This window comes from Escherichia sp. MOD1-EC6021 (assembly GCF_002965245.1).
GTDB classification, from domain to species: Bacteria; Pseudomonadota; Gammaproteobacteria; order Enterobacterales; family Enterobacteriaceae; genus Escherichia; species Escherichia coli_F.
In genome coordinates, this window is record NZ_PTRU01000009.1 from 79,323 (window position 1) to 94,601 (window position 15,279).

15 protein-coding genes are annotated in these 15,279 nt (G+C 50.2%); 3 read left to right on the top strand and 12 right to left on the bottom strand.

The window, feature by feature from the left end:
• Positions 1-311: 311 nt before the first annotated feature.
• The gene (gene malT, locus BEB54_RS12515) at positions 312-3,017 is read left to right on the top strand and encodes an HTH-type transcriptional regulator MalT (protein WP_000907017.1); all 2,706 of its coding nucleotides are present in this window, start codon (positions 312-314) and stop codon (positions 3,015-3,017) included.
• 42 nt (positions 3,018-3,059) lie between these two features.
• On the opposite strand, the gene rtcA is transcribed toward malT, so the two are convergent.
• Positions 3,060-4,076: an RNA 3'-terminal phosphate cyclase gene (rtcA, locus tag BEB54_RS12520; RefSeq protein ID WP_105277449.1), complete on the bottom strand. Its 1,017-nt coding sequence runs from the start codon at positions 4,074-4,076 to the stop codon at positions 3,060-3,062.
• Positions 4,077-4,079: 3 nt separating this feature from the next.
• A complete protein-coding gene (rtcB, locus tag BEB54_RS12525) occupies positions 4,080-5,306 on the bottom strand; it encodes an RNA-splicing ligase RtcB (RefSeq protein WP_105277448.1) in 1,227 nt (408 codons plus the stop codon).
• A 187-nt stretch (positions 5,307-5,493) separates the two neighbouring features.
• Here rtcB and rtcR point away from each other — a divergent pair, with 187 nt between their 5' ends.
• Positions 5,494-7,092: a DNA-binding transcriptional regulator RtcR gene (rtcR, locus tag BEB54_RS12530; protein WP_105277447.1), complete on the top strand. Its 1,599-nt coding sequence runs from the start codon at positions 5,494-5,496 to the stop codon at positions 7,090-7,092.
• Here the strand turns inward: rtcR and BEB54_RS12535 are convergent.
• Genes BEB54_RS12535 through glpE form a run of 3 tightly spaced genes read right to left on the bottom strand, consistent with a single transcriptional unit; the run spans position 7,074 to position 9,050 of the window.
• Entirely contained in the window at positions 7,074-7,832 is a 759-nt protein-coding gene (locus tag BEB54_RS12535; RefSeq protein ID WP_000815098.1) for a DeoR/GlpR family transcriptional regulator, read from the bottom strand. The two genes, rtcR and BEB54_RS12535, sit on opposite strands and share 19 nt — an antisense overlap.
• 16 nt (positions 7,833-7,848) lie before the next feature.
• A complete protein-coding gene (glpG, locus tag BEB54_RS12540; protein WP_000928723.1) occupies positions 7,849-8,679 on the bottom strand; it encodes a rhomboid family intramembrane serine protease GlpG in 831 nt (276 codons plus the stop codon).
• Positions 8,680-8,723: 44 nt separating this feature from the next.
• Positions 8,724-9,050, bottom strand: coding sequence for a thiosulfate sulfurtransferase GlpE (gene glpE, locus BEB54_RS12545; RefSeq protein ID WP_000371928.1), 327 nt, complete (start codon positions 9,048-9,050; stop codon positions 8,724-8,726).
• A 189-nt stretch (positions 9,051-9,239) separates the two neighbouring features.
• Between glpE and glpD the strand changes: the two genes are divergently transcribed.
• Positions 9,240-10,745 carry a glycerol-3-phosphate dehydrogenase gene (gene glpD, locus BEB54_RS12550; RefSeq protein ID WP_039020620.1) on the top strand — a complete coding sequence of 502 codons (1,506 nt, stop codon included), beginning with the start codon at positions 9,240-9,242 and terminating at the stop codon, positions 10,743-10,745.
• A 34-nt stretch (positions 10,746-10,779) separates the two neighbouring features.
• Here the strand turns inward: glpD and BEB54_RS12555 are convergent, their stop codons facing one another.
• From BEB54_RS12555 to BEB54_RS12585, 7 genes are all read right to left on the bottom strand, one after another.
• Positions 10,780-11,211 (bottom strand): hypothetical protein, encoded by a 432-nt coding sequence (locus tag BEB54_RS12555; protein ID WP_039020621.1) that lies wholly within the window; start codon positions 11,209-11,211, stop codon positions 10,780-10,782.
• A 30-nt stretch (positions 11,212-11,241) separates the two neighbouring features.
• A complete protein-coding gene (locus BEB54_RS12560; RefSeq protein ID WP_039020622.1) occupies positions 11,242-12,294 on the bottom strand; it encodes an ankyrin repeat domain-containing protein in 1,053 nt (350 codons plus the stop codon).
• 14 nt (positions 12,295-12,308) lie between these two features.
• The gene (locus BEB54_RS12565; RefSeq protein WP_039020623.1) at positions 12,309-12,923 is read right to left on the bottom strand and encodes a hypothetical protein; all 615 of its coding nucleotides are present in this window, start codon (positions 12,921-12,923) and stop codon (positions 12,309-12,311) included.
• 2 nt (positions 12,924-12,925) lie between these two features.
• The gene (locus BEB54_RS12570; protein ID WP_039020624.1) at positions 12,926-13,693 is read right to left on the bottom strand and encodes a hypothetical protein; all 768 of its coding nucleotides are present in this window, start codon (positions 13,691-13,693) and stop codon (positions 12,926-12,928) included.
• Between the two features lie 2 nt (positions 13,694-13,695).
• Positions 13,696-14,406: a membrane protein gene (locus BEB54_RS12575; RefSeq protein WP_039020625.1), complete on the bottom strand. Its 711-nt coding sequence runs from the start codon at positions 14,404-14,406 to the stop codon at positions 13,696-13,698.
• A gap of 74 nt (positions 14,407-14,480) precedes the next feature.
• Positions 14,481-14,843 carry a hypothetical protein gene (locus tag BEB54_RS12580; protein WP_039020626.1) on the bottom strand — a complete coding sequence of 121 codons (363 nt, stop codon included), beginning with the start codon at positions 14,841-14,843 and terminating at the stop codon, positions 14,481-14,483.
• A gap of 14 nt (positions 14,844-14,857) precedes the next feature.
• The gene (locus BEB54_RS12585; protein WP_039020627.1) at positions 14,858-15,262 is read right to left on the bottom strand and encodes a hypothetical protein; all 405 of its coding nucleotides are present in this window, start codon (positions 15,260-15,262) and stop codon (positions 14,858-14,860) included.
• Between the last annotated feature and the right edge of the window lie 17 nt (positions 15,263-15,279).

The window sequence follows — 15,279 nt, forward strand, 5'->3', positions numbered from 1 at the left end:
TCATTCTTAATAGGTTTATTAAGATCCTCTTTTTAGATGGCTCTTTCATCAGGAATTGAGAAGACTCCTTTGCTTAAATGAAACTGATGAACATGAGGAAACTACCGTAAAACCCAGTATTCACGCTGCATCAGCGTCGTTATTAGGTGAGTTGTTAATAAACATTTGGAATTGTGACACAGTGCAAATTCAGACACATAAAAAAACGTCATCGCTTGCATTAGAAGGGTTTCTGGCCGACCTTATAACCATTAATTACGAAGCGCAAAAAAAATAATATTTCCTCATTTTCCACAGTGAAGTGATTAACTATGCTGATTCCGTCAAAATTAAGTCGTCCGGTTCGACTCGACCATACCGTGGTTCGTGAGCGCCTGCTGGCTAAACTTTCCGGCGCGAACAACTTCCGGCTGGCGCTGATCACGAGTCCTGCGGGCTACGGAAAAACCACACTCATTTCTCAATGGGCGGCAGGCAAAAACGATTTGGGCTGGTACTCGCTGGATGAGGGCGATAACCAGCAAGAGCGTTTCGCCAGCTATTTCATTGCCGCCGTGCAACAGGCAACCAACGGTCACTGTGCGATTTGTGAGACGATGGCGCAAAAACGGCAATATGCCAGCCTGACGTCACTCTTCGCTCAGCTTTTCATTGAGCTGGCGGAATGGCATAGCCCACTTTATCTGGTCATCGATGACTACCATCTGATCACTAATCCGGTGATCCACGAGTCAATGCGCTTCTTTATTCGCCATCAACCAGAAAATCTCACCCTGGTGGTGCTGTCACGCAATCTTCCGCAACTGGGCATTGCCAATCTGCGTGTTCGCGACCAACTGCTGGAAATTGGCAGTCAGCAACTGGCGTTTACCCACCAGGAAGCGAAGCAGTTTTTTGATTGCCGCCTGTCATCGCCGATTGAAGCCGCAGAAAGCAGTCGGATTTGCGATGACGTTTCCGGTTGGGCGACTGCGCTACAGTTAATTGCCCTCTCCGCCCGGCAGAATACCCACTCAGCCCATAAGTCGGCACGTCGCCTGGCGGGAATCAATGCCAGTCATCTTTCGGATTATCTGGTCGATGAGGTTTTGGACAACGTCGATCTCGCAACGCGCCATTTTCTGTTGAAAAGCGCCATTTTGCGCTCAATGAACGATGCACTCATCACTCGTGTGACCGGCGAAGAAAACGGGCAAATGCGCCTCGAAGAGATTGAGCGTCAGGGGCTGTTTTTACAGCGGATGGATGATAGCGGCGAGTGGTTCTGCTATCACCCGCTGTTTGGCAACTTCCTGCGCCAGCGCTGCCAGTGGGAACTGGCGGCTGAGCTGCCGAAAATCCACAGTGCCGCCGCAGAAAGCTGGATGGCCCAGGGATTCCCCAGCGAAGCGATTCATCATGCGCTGGCGGCAGGCGATGCGCTGATGCTGCGCGATATTCTGCTTAATCACGCCTGGAGTTTGTTCAACCACAGCGAACTTTCGCTACTTGAAGAGTCACTTAAAGCCCTGCCATGGGAGAGTTTGCTGGAAAATCCGCAGTTGGTGTTATTACAAGCGTGGCTGATGCAAAGCCAGCATCGCTACGGCGAAGTAAACACCCTGCTGGCTCGTGCTGAACATGAAATCAAAGACATCAGAGAAGGCACCATGCACGCAGAATTTAATGCTCTGCGCGCCCAGGTGGCGATTAACGATGGTAACCCGGATGAAGCTGAACGGCTGGCAAAACTGGCACTGGAAGAACTGCCTCCCGGCTGGTTCTACAGCCGCATTGTAGCAACTTCGGTGTTGGGTGAAGTATTGCACTGCAAAGGGGAACTGACCCGCTCACTGGCGTTAATGCAGCAAACCGAACAGATGGCACGCCAGCACGATGTCTGGCACTACGCTTTGTGGAGTTTAATCCAGCAAAGCGAAATTCTGTTTGCTCAGGGTTTCCTGCAAACCGCGTGGGAAACGCAGGAAAAAGCATTCCAGCTGATCAACGAGCAGCATCTGGAACAGCTGCCAATGCATGAATTTCTGGTACGTATCCGAGCACAACTGTTATGGGCCTGGGCACGGCTGGACGAAGCCGAAGCATCGGCACGCAGCGGGATTGAAGTTTTGTCGTCTTATCAGCCACAGCAACAGCTCCAGTGCCTGGCAATGTTGATTCAATGCTCGCTGGCCCGAGGTGATTTGGATAACGCCCGTAGCCAACTGAATCGTCTGGAAAACCTGCTGGGAAATGGCAAATATCACAGCGACTGGATCTCTAACGCAAACAAAGTCCGGGTCATTTACTGGCAAATGACCGGCGACAAAGCTGCCGCCGCCAACTGGTTGCGTCACACAGCCAAACCGGAGTTTGCGAATAACCACTTCCTGCAAGGTCAATGGCGCAACATCGCCCGTGCACAAATATTGCTGGGCGAGTTTGAACCGGCAGAAATTGTTCTTGAAGAACTCAATGAAAACGCCCGCAGTCTGCGGTTAATGAGCGATCTCAACCGTAACCTGTTGCTGCTTAATCAACTATACTGGCAGGCCGGTCGCAAAAATGATGCCCAGCGTGTGTTGCTGGAGGCATTAAAACTGGCGAATCGTACCGGATTTATCAGTCACTTTGTCATCGAAGGCGAAGCGATGGCGCAACAGTTACGCCAACTGATTCAACTCAATACGTTGCCTGAGCTGGAACAGCATCGCGCACAGCGTATTCTGCGGGAAATAAATCAACATCATCGGCATAAATTCGCCCATTTTGATGAGAATTTCGTTGAACGTCTGCTAAATCATCCGGAAGTACCAGAATTGATCCGTACCAGCCCGCTGACCCAACGCGAATGGCAGGTATTGGGGCTGATTTACTCCGGTTACAGCAATGAACAAATTGCAGGCGAGCTGGAAGTGGCGGCAACCACCATCAAAACGCATATCCGCAATCTGTACCAAAAACTCGGTGTCGCCCACCGTCAGGCCGCGGTACAACACGCGCAGAAACTGCTGAAGATGATGGGATATGGGGTGTGAGTTTAGCCGGATAATACGTCGGATCCGGCTTACATCTTTATATCATTCAATGCTCACCCGCGTTACGCCATCCGCCTCCACCAGACTAAACCGCACTGGCAAGAAACGCTCCACCACCGCGATATTGGTCAGCAGATGGCATGAGGGATGGGCGACCGTAAATTCTCCCGCCCCCGCCAGCGCCATCGGTAGCACCAACTGGTCGGCGAGATATTCCCCCACCGCCGCCGGGCTCGCCAGGTAACGTTTCACCTCTTGCACTAACTGCGCAGCCACCACTTCGGCACTGACGCGCTTTTCACCGACGACAAAAAAGCGTTCAGTGATATTTTCACTTTCAACTTCCAGCGAGACGGTATTACCCGGCCCCTGGTCGCGCGGCAGGTTATGAACATTCTGCTCATGCAGGGAAAAACTACCCGCCAACGTAGCGATTTCACGCTCAGCGACATGGCGTGGCACACCAGCCAGTAGCACCTCTCCACGCATCCGCACAATGTTCCCGCGCTCGCCAAGTTGCAAGGTGTTAAACGATGCCACGGGCGAGACTTCCGTCGCCACCACGCCGCCTCCGGCAGGATAAAAACCGTGACGTAACAGCGTGGTTTGCTGATGAATTCCTATTTTTGCCAGCAGCGGCTCCAGCACCCGGCGGATAAAATCCGCAGGCGGGGCCGACGGGTTATCGGTACCTCCGCTCACTTCAACACGCGAAGGACCATCGGCAAACCACAGCGCGGGCAGTACCGTTTGTAGTACCAGCGTGCAACTTCCGGCGCTACCAATAGCAAAGCGGTAGTCGCCACCGCGCACGGTACCGGGCCGGAAGACCAGACGCTGCGACCCCAGCTCCGCGCCCTCCACCGTTGCTCCGCAAATTTCCGTCGCCGCCTTTACAGCCGTCAGATGCTGGCGCAACAGTCCCGGTTTTGCCCGTCCGGCACGAATGCCGGTGATGGTAAACGGCTTGCCGGTTATCATCGACAGACTCAGTGCCGAACGCAGGATCTGCCCGCCGCCTTCGCCCTGTGCGCCATCCAGCGCAATCATCCTTTTCATCATTTATCCTTTTACACACACCACCTGACGCAGGGTGTAGATAACTTCCACCAGATCGCTTTGTGCCGCCATCACCGCGTCGATATCTTTATACGCCATCGGGATTTCGTCGATCACTTCGGCATCTTTACGGCATTCCACATGCGCGGTGGCACGAATTTGATCTTCCACGCTGAACAGTTTTTTCGCTTTAGTACGGCTCATTACCCGCCCGGCACCGTGGCTGCACGAACAGAACGACTCTTCATTTCCCAGCCCACGGACAATAAAGCTTTTCGCCCCCATCGAACCGGGAATAATTCCATATTGACCAGCACGCGCAGACACCGCGCCTTTACGCGTCACATAGATCTCTTCGCCAAAGTGCTGTTCTTTTTGCACATAGTTGTGGTGACAGTTGATCTCTTCCATCGCCAGCGTTTGTGGCTGTCTTACCGTTTTCTGCGTAACGCTCTGCAACGCCGTTACCACATTTTCCATCATCGCATCGCGGTTAAGGCTGGCAAAAAGCTGCGCCCAGGCCACCGCTTTCAGGTAATCATCAAAGTATTCCGTACCTTCCATAAAGTACGCCAGGTCACGCGATGGCAACGTTTCAAGCGTTTCCTGCATCTCTTTTTGTGCCAGATCGATAAAGTAAGTCCCGATGGCATTACCAATTCCGCGTGAACCGGAGTGCAGCATAATCCACACCTGGTCCGACTCATCAAGGCAGATTTCAATAAAGTGGTTACCCGTTCCCAGCGTTCCCAGATGTTTATAGTTATTAGTGTTAAGGAAACGCGGATATTTTTGCGTTAACCACTGATAACCAGCTTCCAGCTCGGCCCATTTAGCATCGACGTTAACAGGCGGATGCTCCCATGCGCCTTTATCACGACGGCTACGATTATTGGAACGTCCGTGCGGCACGGCAGTTTCAATCGCCTGACGCAGCTCCGCCAGGTTTTCAGGCAGGTCAGCCGCCGTTAACGCAGTTCGCAGTGCGTTCATTCCACAACCGATATCTACCCCCACCGCCGCCGGAATAATCGCCCCTTTGGTCGGGATAACGCTACCAATGGTGGAACCTTTACCCAGATGTACATCAGGCATTACCGCAATATGTTTGAAAATAAACGGCATCTTCGCCGTATTTATCAGTTGCTGACGCGCATCGTCTTCTACCGGTACGCCTTTGGTCCACATTTTTACCGGGACATTTTCAGTGGTCAGTAATTCGTAATTCATTTTGTTTTTCTCTTTTCGTTGTTTGCTGTCCAGATAATTGCATCCGTCGTGCCAGAAAATTAAATAAGCAGATTAATTTTTTAATTCATTGTTTTTAATAGATTAAATCTTTACGTCCGTAAACGGAGATTTCCCGCAAAGCCAATTCGCCGATAATGAAATATCGTCTTTTATAAGGATATCTAAGATGCGTAAAACAGTGGCTTTTGGCTTTGTCGGCACCGTACTGGATTATGCCGGGCGCGGCAGTCAGCGCTGGTCGAAATGGCGTCCGTCACTCTGTGTATGCCAGCAAGAATCGTTAGTTATCAATCGACTGGAATTATTGCACGACGCCCGCTCGCGCTCGCTATTTGAAACGCTGAAACGCGATATCGCCAGCGTTTCGCCAGAAACAGAAGTGGTGAGCGTTGAGATTGAACTGCATAACCCGTGGGATTTCGAGGAGGTTTACGCCTGCCTGCATGATTTCGCCCGTGGTTACGCGTTCGAACCTGATAAAGAAGACTATTTAATTCACATCACCACCGGTACCCACGTCGCGCAGATTTGCTGGTTTCTGCTGGCGGAAGCACGTTACCTGCCCGCCAGGTTAATACAATCTTCGCCACCGCGTAAAAAAGAACAGCCGCGCGGTGCAGGTGAAGTGACAATTATCGATCTCGATTTAAGCCGTTATAACGCTATAGCCAGCCGCTTTGCCGAAGAACGCCAGCAAACCCTCGATTTCCTCAAATCCGGCATTGCCACGCGTAACGCCCACTTCAACCGCATGATTGAGCAGATCGAAAAAGTGGCGATCAAATCTCGCGCACCGATCCTGCTTAACGGCCCGACCGGTGCGGGTAAGTCGTTTCTGGCACGACGCATCTTCGAGTTAAAACAGGCGCGGCATCAGTTTAGCGGCGCGTTTGTGGAGGTGAACTGTGCCACTCTGCGCGGCGATACCGCCATGTCCGCGCTGTTTGGTCATGTGAAAGGCGCGTTTACCGGGGCGCGGGAATCTCGTGAAGGATTATTACGCAGCGCCAACGGCGGCATGTTGTTTCTTGATGAGATTGGCGAACTGGGCGCAGACGAACAGGCGATGTTGCTGAAAGCCATTGAAGAGAAAACCTTTTACCCGTTTGGCAGCGATCGCCAGGTGAGCAGTGATTTTCAGCTGATCGCCGGAACGGTGCGCGATTTGCGCCAGCTGGTTGCCGAAGGCAAATTTCGCGAAGACCTGTACGCGCGGATCAATCTCTGGACCTTCACCCTGCCGGGGCTACGCCAGCGCCAGGAAGATATTGAACCTAACCTGGATTATGAAGTGGAGCGCCACGCCTCACTTACCGGCGACAGCGTGCGTTTTAACACCGAAGCGAGGCGCGCCTGGCTGGCCTTTGCGACATCATCTCAGGCAGCATGGCGCGGTAACTTTCGCGAACTTTCTGCCAGCGTCACACGCATGGCGACGTTTGCCGATAGTGGGCGTATCACCCTTGAAACCGTAGAAGATGAGATAAACCGTCTACGCTACAACTGGCAGGATAGCCGCTCTTCTGCGCTTAAGCAGCTACTGGGCGCTGAAGCGGAAAACATCGACCTCTTTGATCGGCTGCAACTGGAACACGTTATCGCTATCTGCCGTCAGGCAAAATCGCTTTCCGCTGCCGGGCGTGAACTCTTTGATGTTTCGCGCCAGGGCAAAGCCAGCGTCAACGACGCGGATCGGCTACGCAAATACCTGGCGCGTTTTGGTCTGACGTGGGAAGCCGTGCAGGATCAGCACAGCTCCAGCTGAATATGATGGTCTGTCAGCACCTGCATCACGCTCGCTGGTGGCGGGGCGTCGGTGTAGACGGCATCGACCATGCTGATGCTGCCCATATTGACCATCGCATTACGGCCAAATTTCGAGTGATCGACAACCAGCATAACGTGGCGCGAGTTCTCAATAATAGCGCGTTTGGTGCGAACTTCGTGGTAATCGAACTCCAGCAGCGAGCCGTCGCTATCGATGCCGCTGATCCCCAGAATCCCGAAATCAAGGCGGAACTGGGAGATAAAATCGAGCGTCGCTTCGCCAATGATCCCACCATCGCGGCTGCGTAATTCGCCACCTGCAAGAATGATGCGAAAATCTTCTTTCACCATCAGCGTGTTAGCGACGTTGAGATTGTTGGTCACAATGCGCAAATTGCTGTGATTAAGCAGCGCGTGCGCCACCGCTTCCGGCGTGGTGCCGATATCGATAAACAGCGTTGAGCCGTTGGGGATTTGCTCCGCCACTTTGCGGGCAATACGCTCTTTTTCTTCGGTCTGGGTGGCCTTGCGATCGTGCCACGGTGTGTTAACCGAACTGGAAGGCAGCGCCGCGCCGCCATGGTGACGCAGGATCAGGTTTTGCTCCGCCAGCTCGTTGAGGTCACGACGAATAGTCTGCGGGCTGACGGAGAAGTGCTCCACCAGTTCTTCGGTGCTGACATAACCCTGCTGTTTAACCAGTTCAATAATACCGTTGTGACGTTGTGTTTGTTTCATTTATAAATCCCTGGAATTATTTTCGTTTTCGCGCATTAAGCGAATCAACAAAAGCCATCGCTAAACCCACGGCTAACCCGGCGATGTGTGCTCCGTTCGCCATCGACATCCCAAACAAATCAAACCATCCGGCGACAATCCAGATCAGTGCAAAGATGATTAACCCACGTTGCAGGTAAATGCCACTTTGCGGATCGCGTTCGCCGCGTAGCCAGACGTACCCCATCAGTGCATACACCACGCCAGAAAGCCCGCCAAACCACGGCCCGCTGAATTTTTGCTGCACATAGCCGCTTAACAGGGCGCTAATCAGAGTAATGACAATTAGCTTACCGCTACCGAGACGTTTTTCCACCGCGCCGCCGAGATACCACCACCAGAGCAGGTTAAAGAGGATATGCATCAGCGAGAAGTGCATTAATGCATGAGTGAAGTAACGCCAGAACTCAAATTTCAGTGTCGGATCGAATGGCCAGGCCAGCCATAACATCACTTCCTGATCACCGAGAATTTGCATGGCGATAAACACCACCACGCAGGCGATCATCATCACCCAGGTCACCGGACCTGCGCGTTCACGCAAGGCAGCAAAGAAGGGATAACGGCGATAATGCAGGCCGCTGCCGGTATGGCCCGCCTGCCAGCTGGCCGCCAGATAACGAGGATCTGCCGGGTTTTCGAGAAAACGCGCCAGCTCCGCCCGCACGCGTTCGGCCTGGGACTCATCCGCCAGCCAGACATCGCTTTGGTTATGTTGTTGAATCGTGAGGATAACACCCTGCGTCGCCATGTAATCAACAAACGCCTGCGCCACGCGGGGGTTAGCAAAAGAGGTAATCATCAACATCGTTGCTGTCGCTTATTCCACACAAAAGGGGACAGTATAAAGCGTTACGCGCCGTACGCCACCTCTGCAGGAAACTGACGCTGCCAGGCTTCAAAGCCGCCATCAATGCTGTAGACCACATCGTAGCCCTGTTGTAGCAGATACTGCGCCGCGCCTTTGCTGCTATTACCGTGGTAACACATCACCATGACTGGCGTATCGAAGTCGTTATCACGCATAAACGCGCCCAATGTGTCGTTGGTTAAATGGAAAGCCTGCACCGCATGCCCCATTGCGAAACTCTGTGGATCGCGAATATCGACCAGCACCGCCTCTTTTTCCTGCAACTTCTGGTGCGCGTCGGCAACGTTAATACATTCGAACTGATCCATGCGTCTCTCTTTCTTTACAAACAAGTGGGCAAATTTACCGCACAGTTTACGTCGAAGCGGCAGATAAACGCCATAATGTTATACATATCACTCTAAAATGTTTTTTCAATGTTACCCAAAGCGCGATTCTTTGCTAATATGTTCGATAACGAACATTTATGAGCTTTAACGAAAGTGAATGAGGGCAGCATGGAAACCAAAGATCTGATTGTGATAGGTGGCGGCATCAATGGTGCTGGTATCGCGGCAGACGCCGCTGGACGCGGTTTATCCGTGCTGATGCTGGAGGCGCAGGATCTCGCTTGTGCGACCTCTTCCGCCAGTTCAAAACTCATTCATGGTGGCCTGCGCTACCTTGAGCACTATGAATTCCGCCTGGTCAGCGAGGCGCTGGCTGAACGTGAAGTGTTGCTGAAAATGGCCCCCCATATCGCGTTCCCGATGCGTTTTCGCCTGCCGCATCGCCCGCATCTGCGTCCGGCGTGGATGATCCGTATTGGTCTGTTTATGTACGATCATCTGGGTAAGCGTACCAGCCTGCCGGGATCTACCGGTTTGCGTTTTGGCGCAAATTCAGTGTTAAAACCGGAAATTAAGCGCGGATTCGAATATTCCGACTGTTGGGTAGACGACGCCCGTCTGGTACTCGCCAACGCCCAGATGGTGGTGCGTAAAGGCGGTGAAGTGCTTACCCGTACTCGTGCCACTTCTGCTCGCCGCGAAAACGGCCTGTGGATTGTGGAAGCAGAAGATATTGATACCGGTAAAAAATACAGCTGGCAGGCACGCGGTCTGGTGAACGCCACCGGCCCGTGGGTGAAGCAGTTCTTCGACGACGGGATGCATCTACCCTCACCTTATGGCATTCGCCTGATCAAAGGCAGCCATATTGTCGTGCCGCGTGTGCATACCCAGAAGCAAGCCTACATTCTGCAAAACGAAGATAAACGTATTGTCTTCGTGATCCCGTGGATGGACGAGTTTTCCATCATCGGCACCACCGATGTGGAATACAAAGGTGATCCAAAAGCAGTGAAGATTGAAGAGAGTGAAATCAATTACCTGCTGAAAGTGTATAACACGCACTTTAAAAAGCAGTTAAGCCGGGACGATATCGTCTGGACCTACTCCGGTGTGCGTCCGCTGTGTGATGATGAATCTGATTCGCCGCAGGCCATTACCCGTGATTACACCCTTGATATCCATGATGAAAACGGCAAAGCTCCGCTGTTATCGGTATTCGGCGGTAAGCTGACCACCTACCGCAAACTGGCAGAGCACGCGCTGGAAAAACTGACGCCGTATTATCAGGGTATTGGCCCGGCGTGGACGAAAGAGAGCGTGCTGCCGGGTGGTGCCATCGAGGGCGACCGCGACGATTATGCCGCCCGCCTGCGCCGCCGTTATCCGTTCCTGACCGAATCGCTGGCACGTCACTACGCGCGCACTTACGGCAGCAACAGCGAGCTGCTGCTCGGCAATGCGGGGGCGGTAAGCGATCTTGGGGAGGATTTCGGGCATGAGTTCTACGAAGCGGAGCTGAAATATCTGGTCGACCACGAATGGGTCCGCCGCGCCGACGATGCCCTGTGGCGTCGCACAAAACAAGGCATGTGGCTGAATGCGGATCAACAATCTCGTGTGAGTCAGTGGCTGGGGGAGTATACGCAGCAGAGGTTGTCTCTGGCGTCGTAAGGATAATGCCCGGTTGTAAAGTGCAACCGGGCTATCAGGTTGCCAGTTGCTTGAATAACCGAAGCAACTCTTGCCTGTTCTTTTTTAATTTCAGTGTGTCAGGCCATGCTTCATAGAGTGCCAGTTGATATAACGACATATTGGATTCGGTAATCTCTCCTGCAAGCACGGCAATCATAAACTGAAGATGGTGATAATTTATCGCCCATATCCGCTTACCTTTAAATCCACAGACATACCAGAACGTCCAGGCATCCGGTTGACGTGATTGCATTGGCGTCAGCTGGCGATTAAAACCACAGTGCATACAGGTAATTTGCGAGATGGCAAACCTTATTAACGGCCAGCGATAGGTGCCTTTAGTCCCATTTACTATGGTTTTTCCCGTCGCTTTTGCTGCGCATTTTGGGCAAACCACATCATAGTTTTCCTCATGAAATGCGTTTAAAGCGGATAAAGTCGTCATTGTTGTCAATCCCTTCAATCCGCAATTTTGTTAGCGCTTATATTTTACATTATCCAACCTGATGGGCTGTAAATTCGCGGTTACCCAAATAACGCTTAACTCAACCAGACGGTGCGGCTCGCCTTTCTTTTTCTTGAGTAGTGCAATAAGCAAGCGAGTTTCTTCCAACAACTGTTCCGGGAGCGCATTTCCCTGGCTGACATATTCCAGAAAGGCATCTGCCATTTTTTTATAATCGGCATCCCAGTTAATACCGCCATTACCGTCAAGTTCATAAATTATTTTTCCAGCAATACGAATAACTTCTCCCTGCAATGAATTGGCTGCGCCAATACCCGGCACGAGTTGCTGCCATAATGCGGCAAAAATATTCTCTTCTTGTGCATTAATTACAATGGGTGAAACACCGTCATGAACATATCGACGCGGTACAGGTTCAACATCAAAAATCTGGTACAGTCGATCCAGCGCGGCGCTGACTTTATCTACACTTTCCGGATTGTAATCTGCACGTAAAAATTCAAATTTCTCACCAATGCGGGTAACAAACCCACGCATACGTGGCGTTCTTTCCGCCCCAGCGGCCAGCAAAATTTCTGCCAGTTGCACCATTTCTTCAATATTAATAGTCCGACAGACACATAGCGCTGCCTCCAGCGGCGTATGCCGTTCAGCATTCAAGACATCGATCTGTGCCCCCCACTGAATAAGTTTCCTGACGTTTTCCGGTTTATGTGATTTCGCCGCGCTATGCAAGGCCGTTCCTCGATGACGGGAAACGGCGTTTACATCAGCGCCTAACTTAAGCAAAACGTCGACATTCTGCGTCCAACAGTGCGCCCAATTATGCAGCGGCGTTGCACCGTATTCATCTGTTGCAGTAAGATCTGCCCCCTGTTCTACCAGCCATTGAGCCCAACTCTCCGGGCATTGCCAGCATTTTGCCAGTGCGGGTTCTTTACCGTAACCGCCATATGCGTTAACGTCGCAACTCTCAAAGACCGCTTTAAATGCTTCGAAATCCCCAGTCTGGAGAATTTCATCAAAATCTTTGGGTAATTTTTTCTTTTTTGCCTTCGCCATAACGTACTGATTCCTTAAAGTATTCCCTGTAACAATATGAATAACGGCCCCTGAGCTAAAATCGCCAAACTTAAGCACGTTCCCCACTCGCCCCATTTCTGCCTCTGGCTTCTATTTTTGCTGCGCCACTGGCAGTAATATCCCAACGCAAAACCAAGCTGTGCGCTAATCGGGCCGACAAAATCAGTCCACGGCTGCGGCCAGAAAGGGGAAAAATTCAGGGGAAGCCAGACAAACGTCAGAAAGAAATTTCGGATATTTTCCAGCAACGCTGATTTCTCTGGAGAAATATAAAGAATGAAATTTGAGAGAATTAACCAGAAATAGACCGGAGAAAAGACCAGCCAGCAATGCAGTCTGTTTTTTAGTTCAGGAGGCGTTCTGCGGGAGAATTGCCAACCGACGCCACCCATTACACTGAAAAAAAGTGCATATTCAGCCAATAACTCAAGTTGTAATTCCAGAAGAGAAATACGCACGACCAGGAGTGGAAGGGAGAATATCATTTCCGCCAGGAAAGTTAACGTGAATATAAGCATAACTAAGGCAATAACCGTCGGCCATACCAAAAACGGCACGATAACAAAACCGAGAATTACTGGAGGAATATAAAGCCGGAATTTAATCATTTTTATTTTCCTGATGATTCCGATGATGCATCATACATCGCACACAAACACTCATCAATCATCCAGTCGTCTTCCCGGGTCTGGTATTCCATCCACTGTTCTGGCTGTTTTAGCGGATTCTCAATCGCCTGCCGCGCTCGTTCTTTCAGGATGTCTTGATTGTTGACGGCCCAAGTATTGATTTGGGCGGTAATGGCGTTATCGATATCGTCCTGGTTATCTCTGATATAACCTTCACGATACCTGTTCAATAAACAGGCAAGAGAAACGGCCGACCAAAAGCCGGGAACTGAATTAATGGCATCCAGCAATGGCGCAAGGGCGATATCGGCACTGAAAAACATTTCCAGCATGTACTGTAACTCGACAGCCTCATCGCCGGATACCCAATCAACCATAAACTGGCAGGCAAATCGCTGCAAAATTGCCCGTTCATCCGCACGCCATTTCGCTTTATTGGCAAGGTTTATACGGCGTAGAGTAAATACTTCGTGAATATTATCAAAATGCCCCTGTGCAACAAATTCCAGTAAACGCGGCAGAAAATAACGTACCTCATCGCTGTTTTGCGGATCAGGTCCTGGGCTGCTATTCCAGGCGTTGATTAAGGAATAAGGTATGGCTCGTAACGATGTATTCCGTAATGCTTTTTGTTCCTGCTGGCTCAGGCAATATTTACAACAAATCACAAATTGCTGCGGCACCGGATAACGGCGAAAGGTGTGATATATCTGCTCAATTAATGCCTGCATGGCGGGGCTGGGTTGCATAATTACCCCCTCGCCCGCTGGTCGCGTGTAAACGGCTGATAGACAAAACGAGCATTCGCCGCGTTCAGGCGAATAAGGGCGCTACGCGAAAGGGAAAAGCTGGGGCGAATGCAACTATTGCAGTCTCGACAGCTTTCCTCTGCGCAATTTTCCACTGAGTAATGACGCGTGTAGAGTTTCAGTTCGGCCTGCTTATCGCGAAATCCGCGTAAACTGTTATCGTTATGAAATTTCCAGGCATCTTTAAAGACCTGAAAGATATAGACATCCTCAATCCAGGAGTCACATTTTTTAAGCGGGCGCTTTGCTATGATCACCCGCTCATCCGGGTTTAGCATCGCCGTAAATTGTACGGTGACGTCATTTGTCGTGTTCAGGTCACATTGAACATCTGGTACATCACTGATATAGGGGTCAAATCCAAAATCAGCACCACAGACACAAAGACGACTGATCGTGGCGGTATCGAGGGAAAATCCCGGCCATACATTGCTGGACGTTAAGCCAATATTTAATGTGACATTATATCGAAGCAATCCCTCAAGGCCGTCAGCACCGACGAACTTTTCCCCTTCATCCAGGACCTGGTTAATGAGTTGCTGAACAATGCCTTCATCCCAGTATGTCGATTTGCAGTTGGCAATCGTAATATCAACGCCTGTGAAAGGATCAGTACCGGCAAGGCTTGCAAATAATGTATTAACTAATTCCATTTGGTTGTCCTTTAATATTAACTGGTAGTTAAATCTTTTTCTATTATACATTTCATATATATACCAGGTTACTTTTACCCTTTCGTTCTTGTCCAGATGATTTGTTCATCATCACCTATCGTAACTTTATTAATATCTGCTGGCACTATTACACTATAAGAAATCTGACTGGAGCTTCCGTTATCCGTAAACATAGGTAAGGATAAATAAACATGAATATTTATTGTTGAGTCTTTTGTTCTGAATTGCTCTATCTTCCTGACAACCAATGCACTATTACCATGACTTGCGAATACTGTAACTAATACTGAATTGTTACCAATATTATCTTCATACACAGATAAATTATACAGATCATTTTTCTCCAGGGATGTGTCAATAACAGAACACCCCGGCACAGATAAAATAAGGATAATAGCAAATAATCGCTTTAGCATAATTTTTAGCATCTTTATTGAGTAACATTAATATTAACAGAGTCGTTTAACATTGATTTCTCCCTGTTGCCATCATCACTCCAGTCCATTGTTTTATTGATGTTATAATCAGGATAAACAGCGTATGGTGTTGAAACATTTAGCCTGTCCTCAAACGGATTTTTCGCGCTCACTCTCAATAAAACAGAAACTGATAGTCCTCTGACTTTATTCTCTATATCCGGGCAACGAAAAGCATAATATTGGTACAAGTCAAATTCATTTTCTGAATAATACTCAGATAAATTAATCCCGGGGTTAATTTGCTCTCTATCACAAGCTAATGTGTAATGCTGGAAAGGCGGTGAAATACTCTGGTGTGCAGCATTACTCTCAGGAAGAAAGAGTAATCCATTGCTGATAGGTAATAAAATCTTCATATCTGCCCCTGTTTACT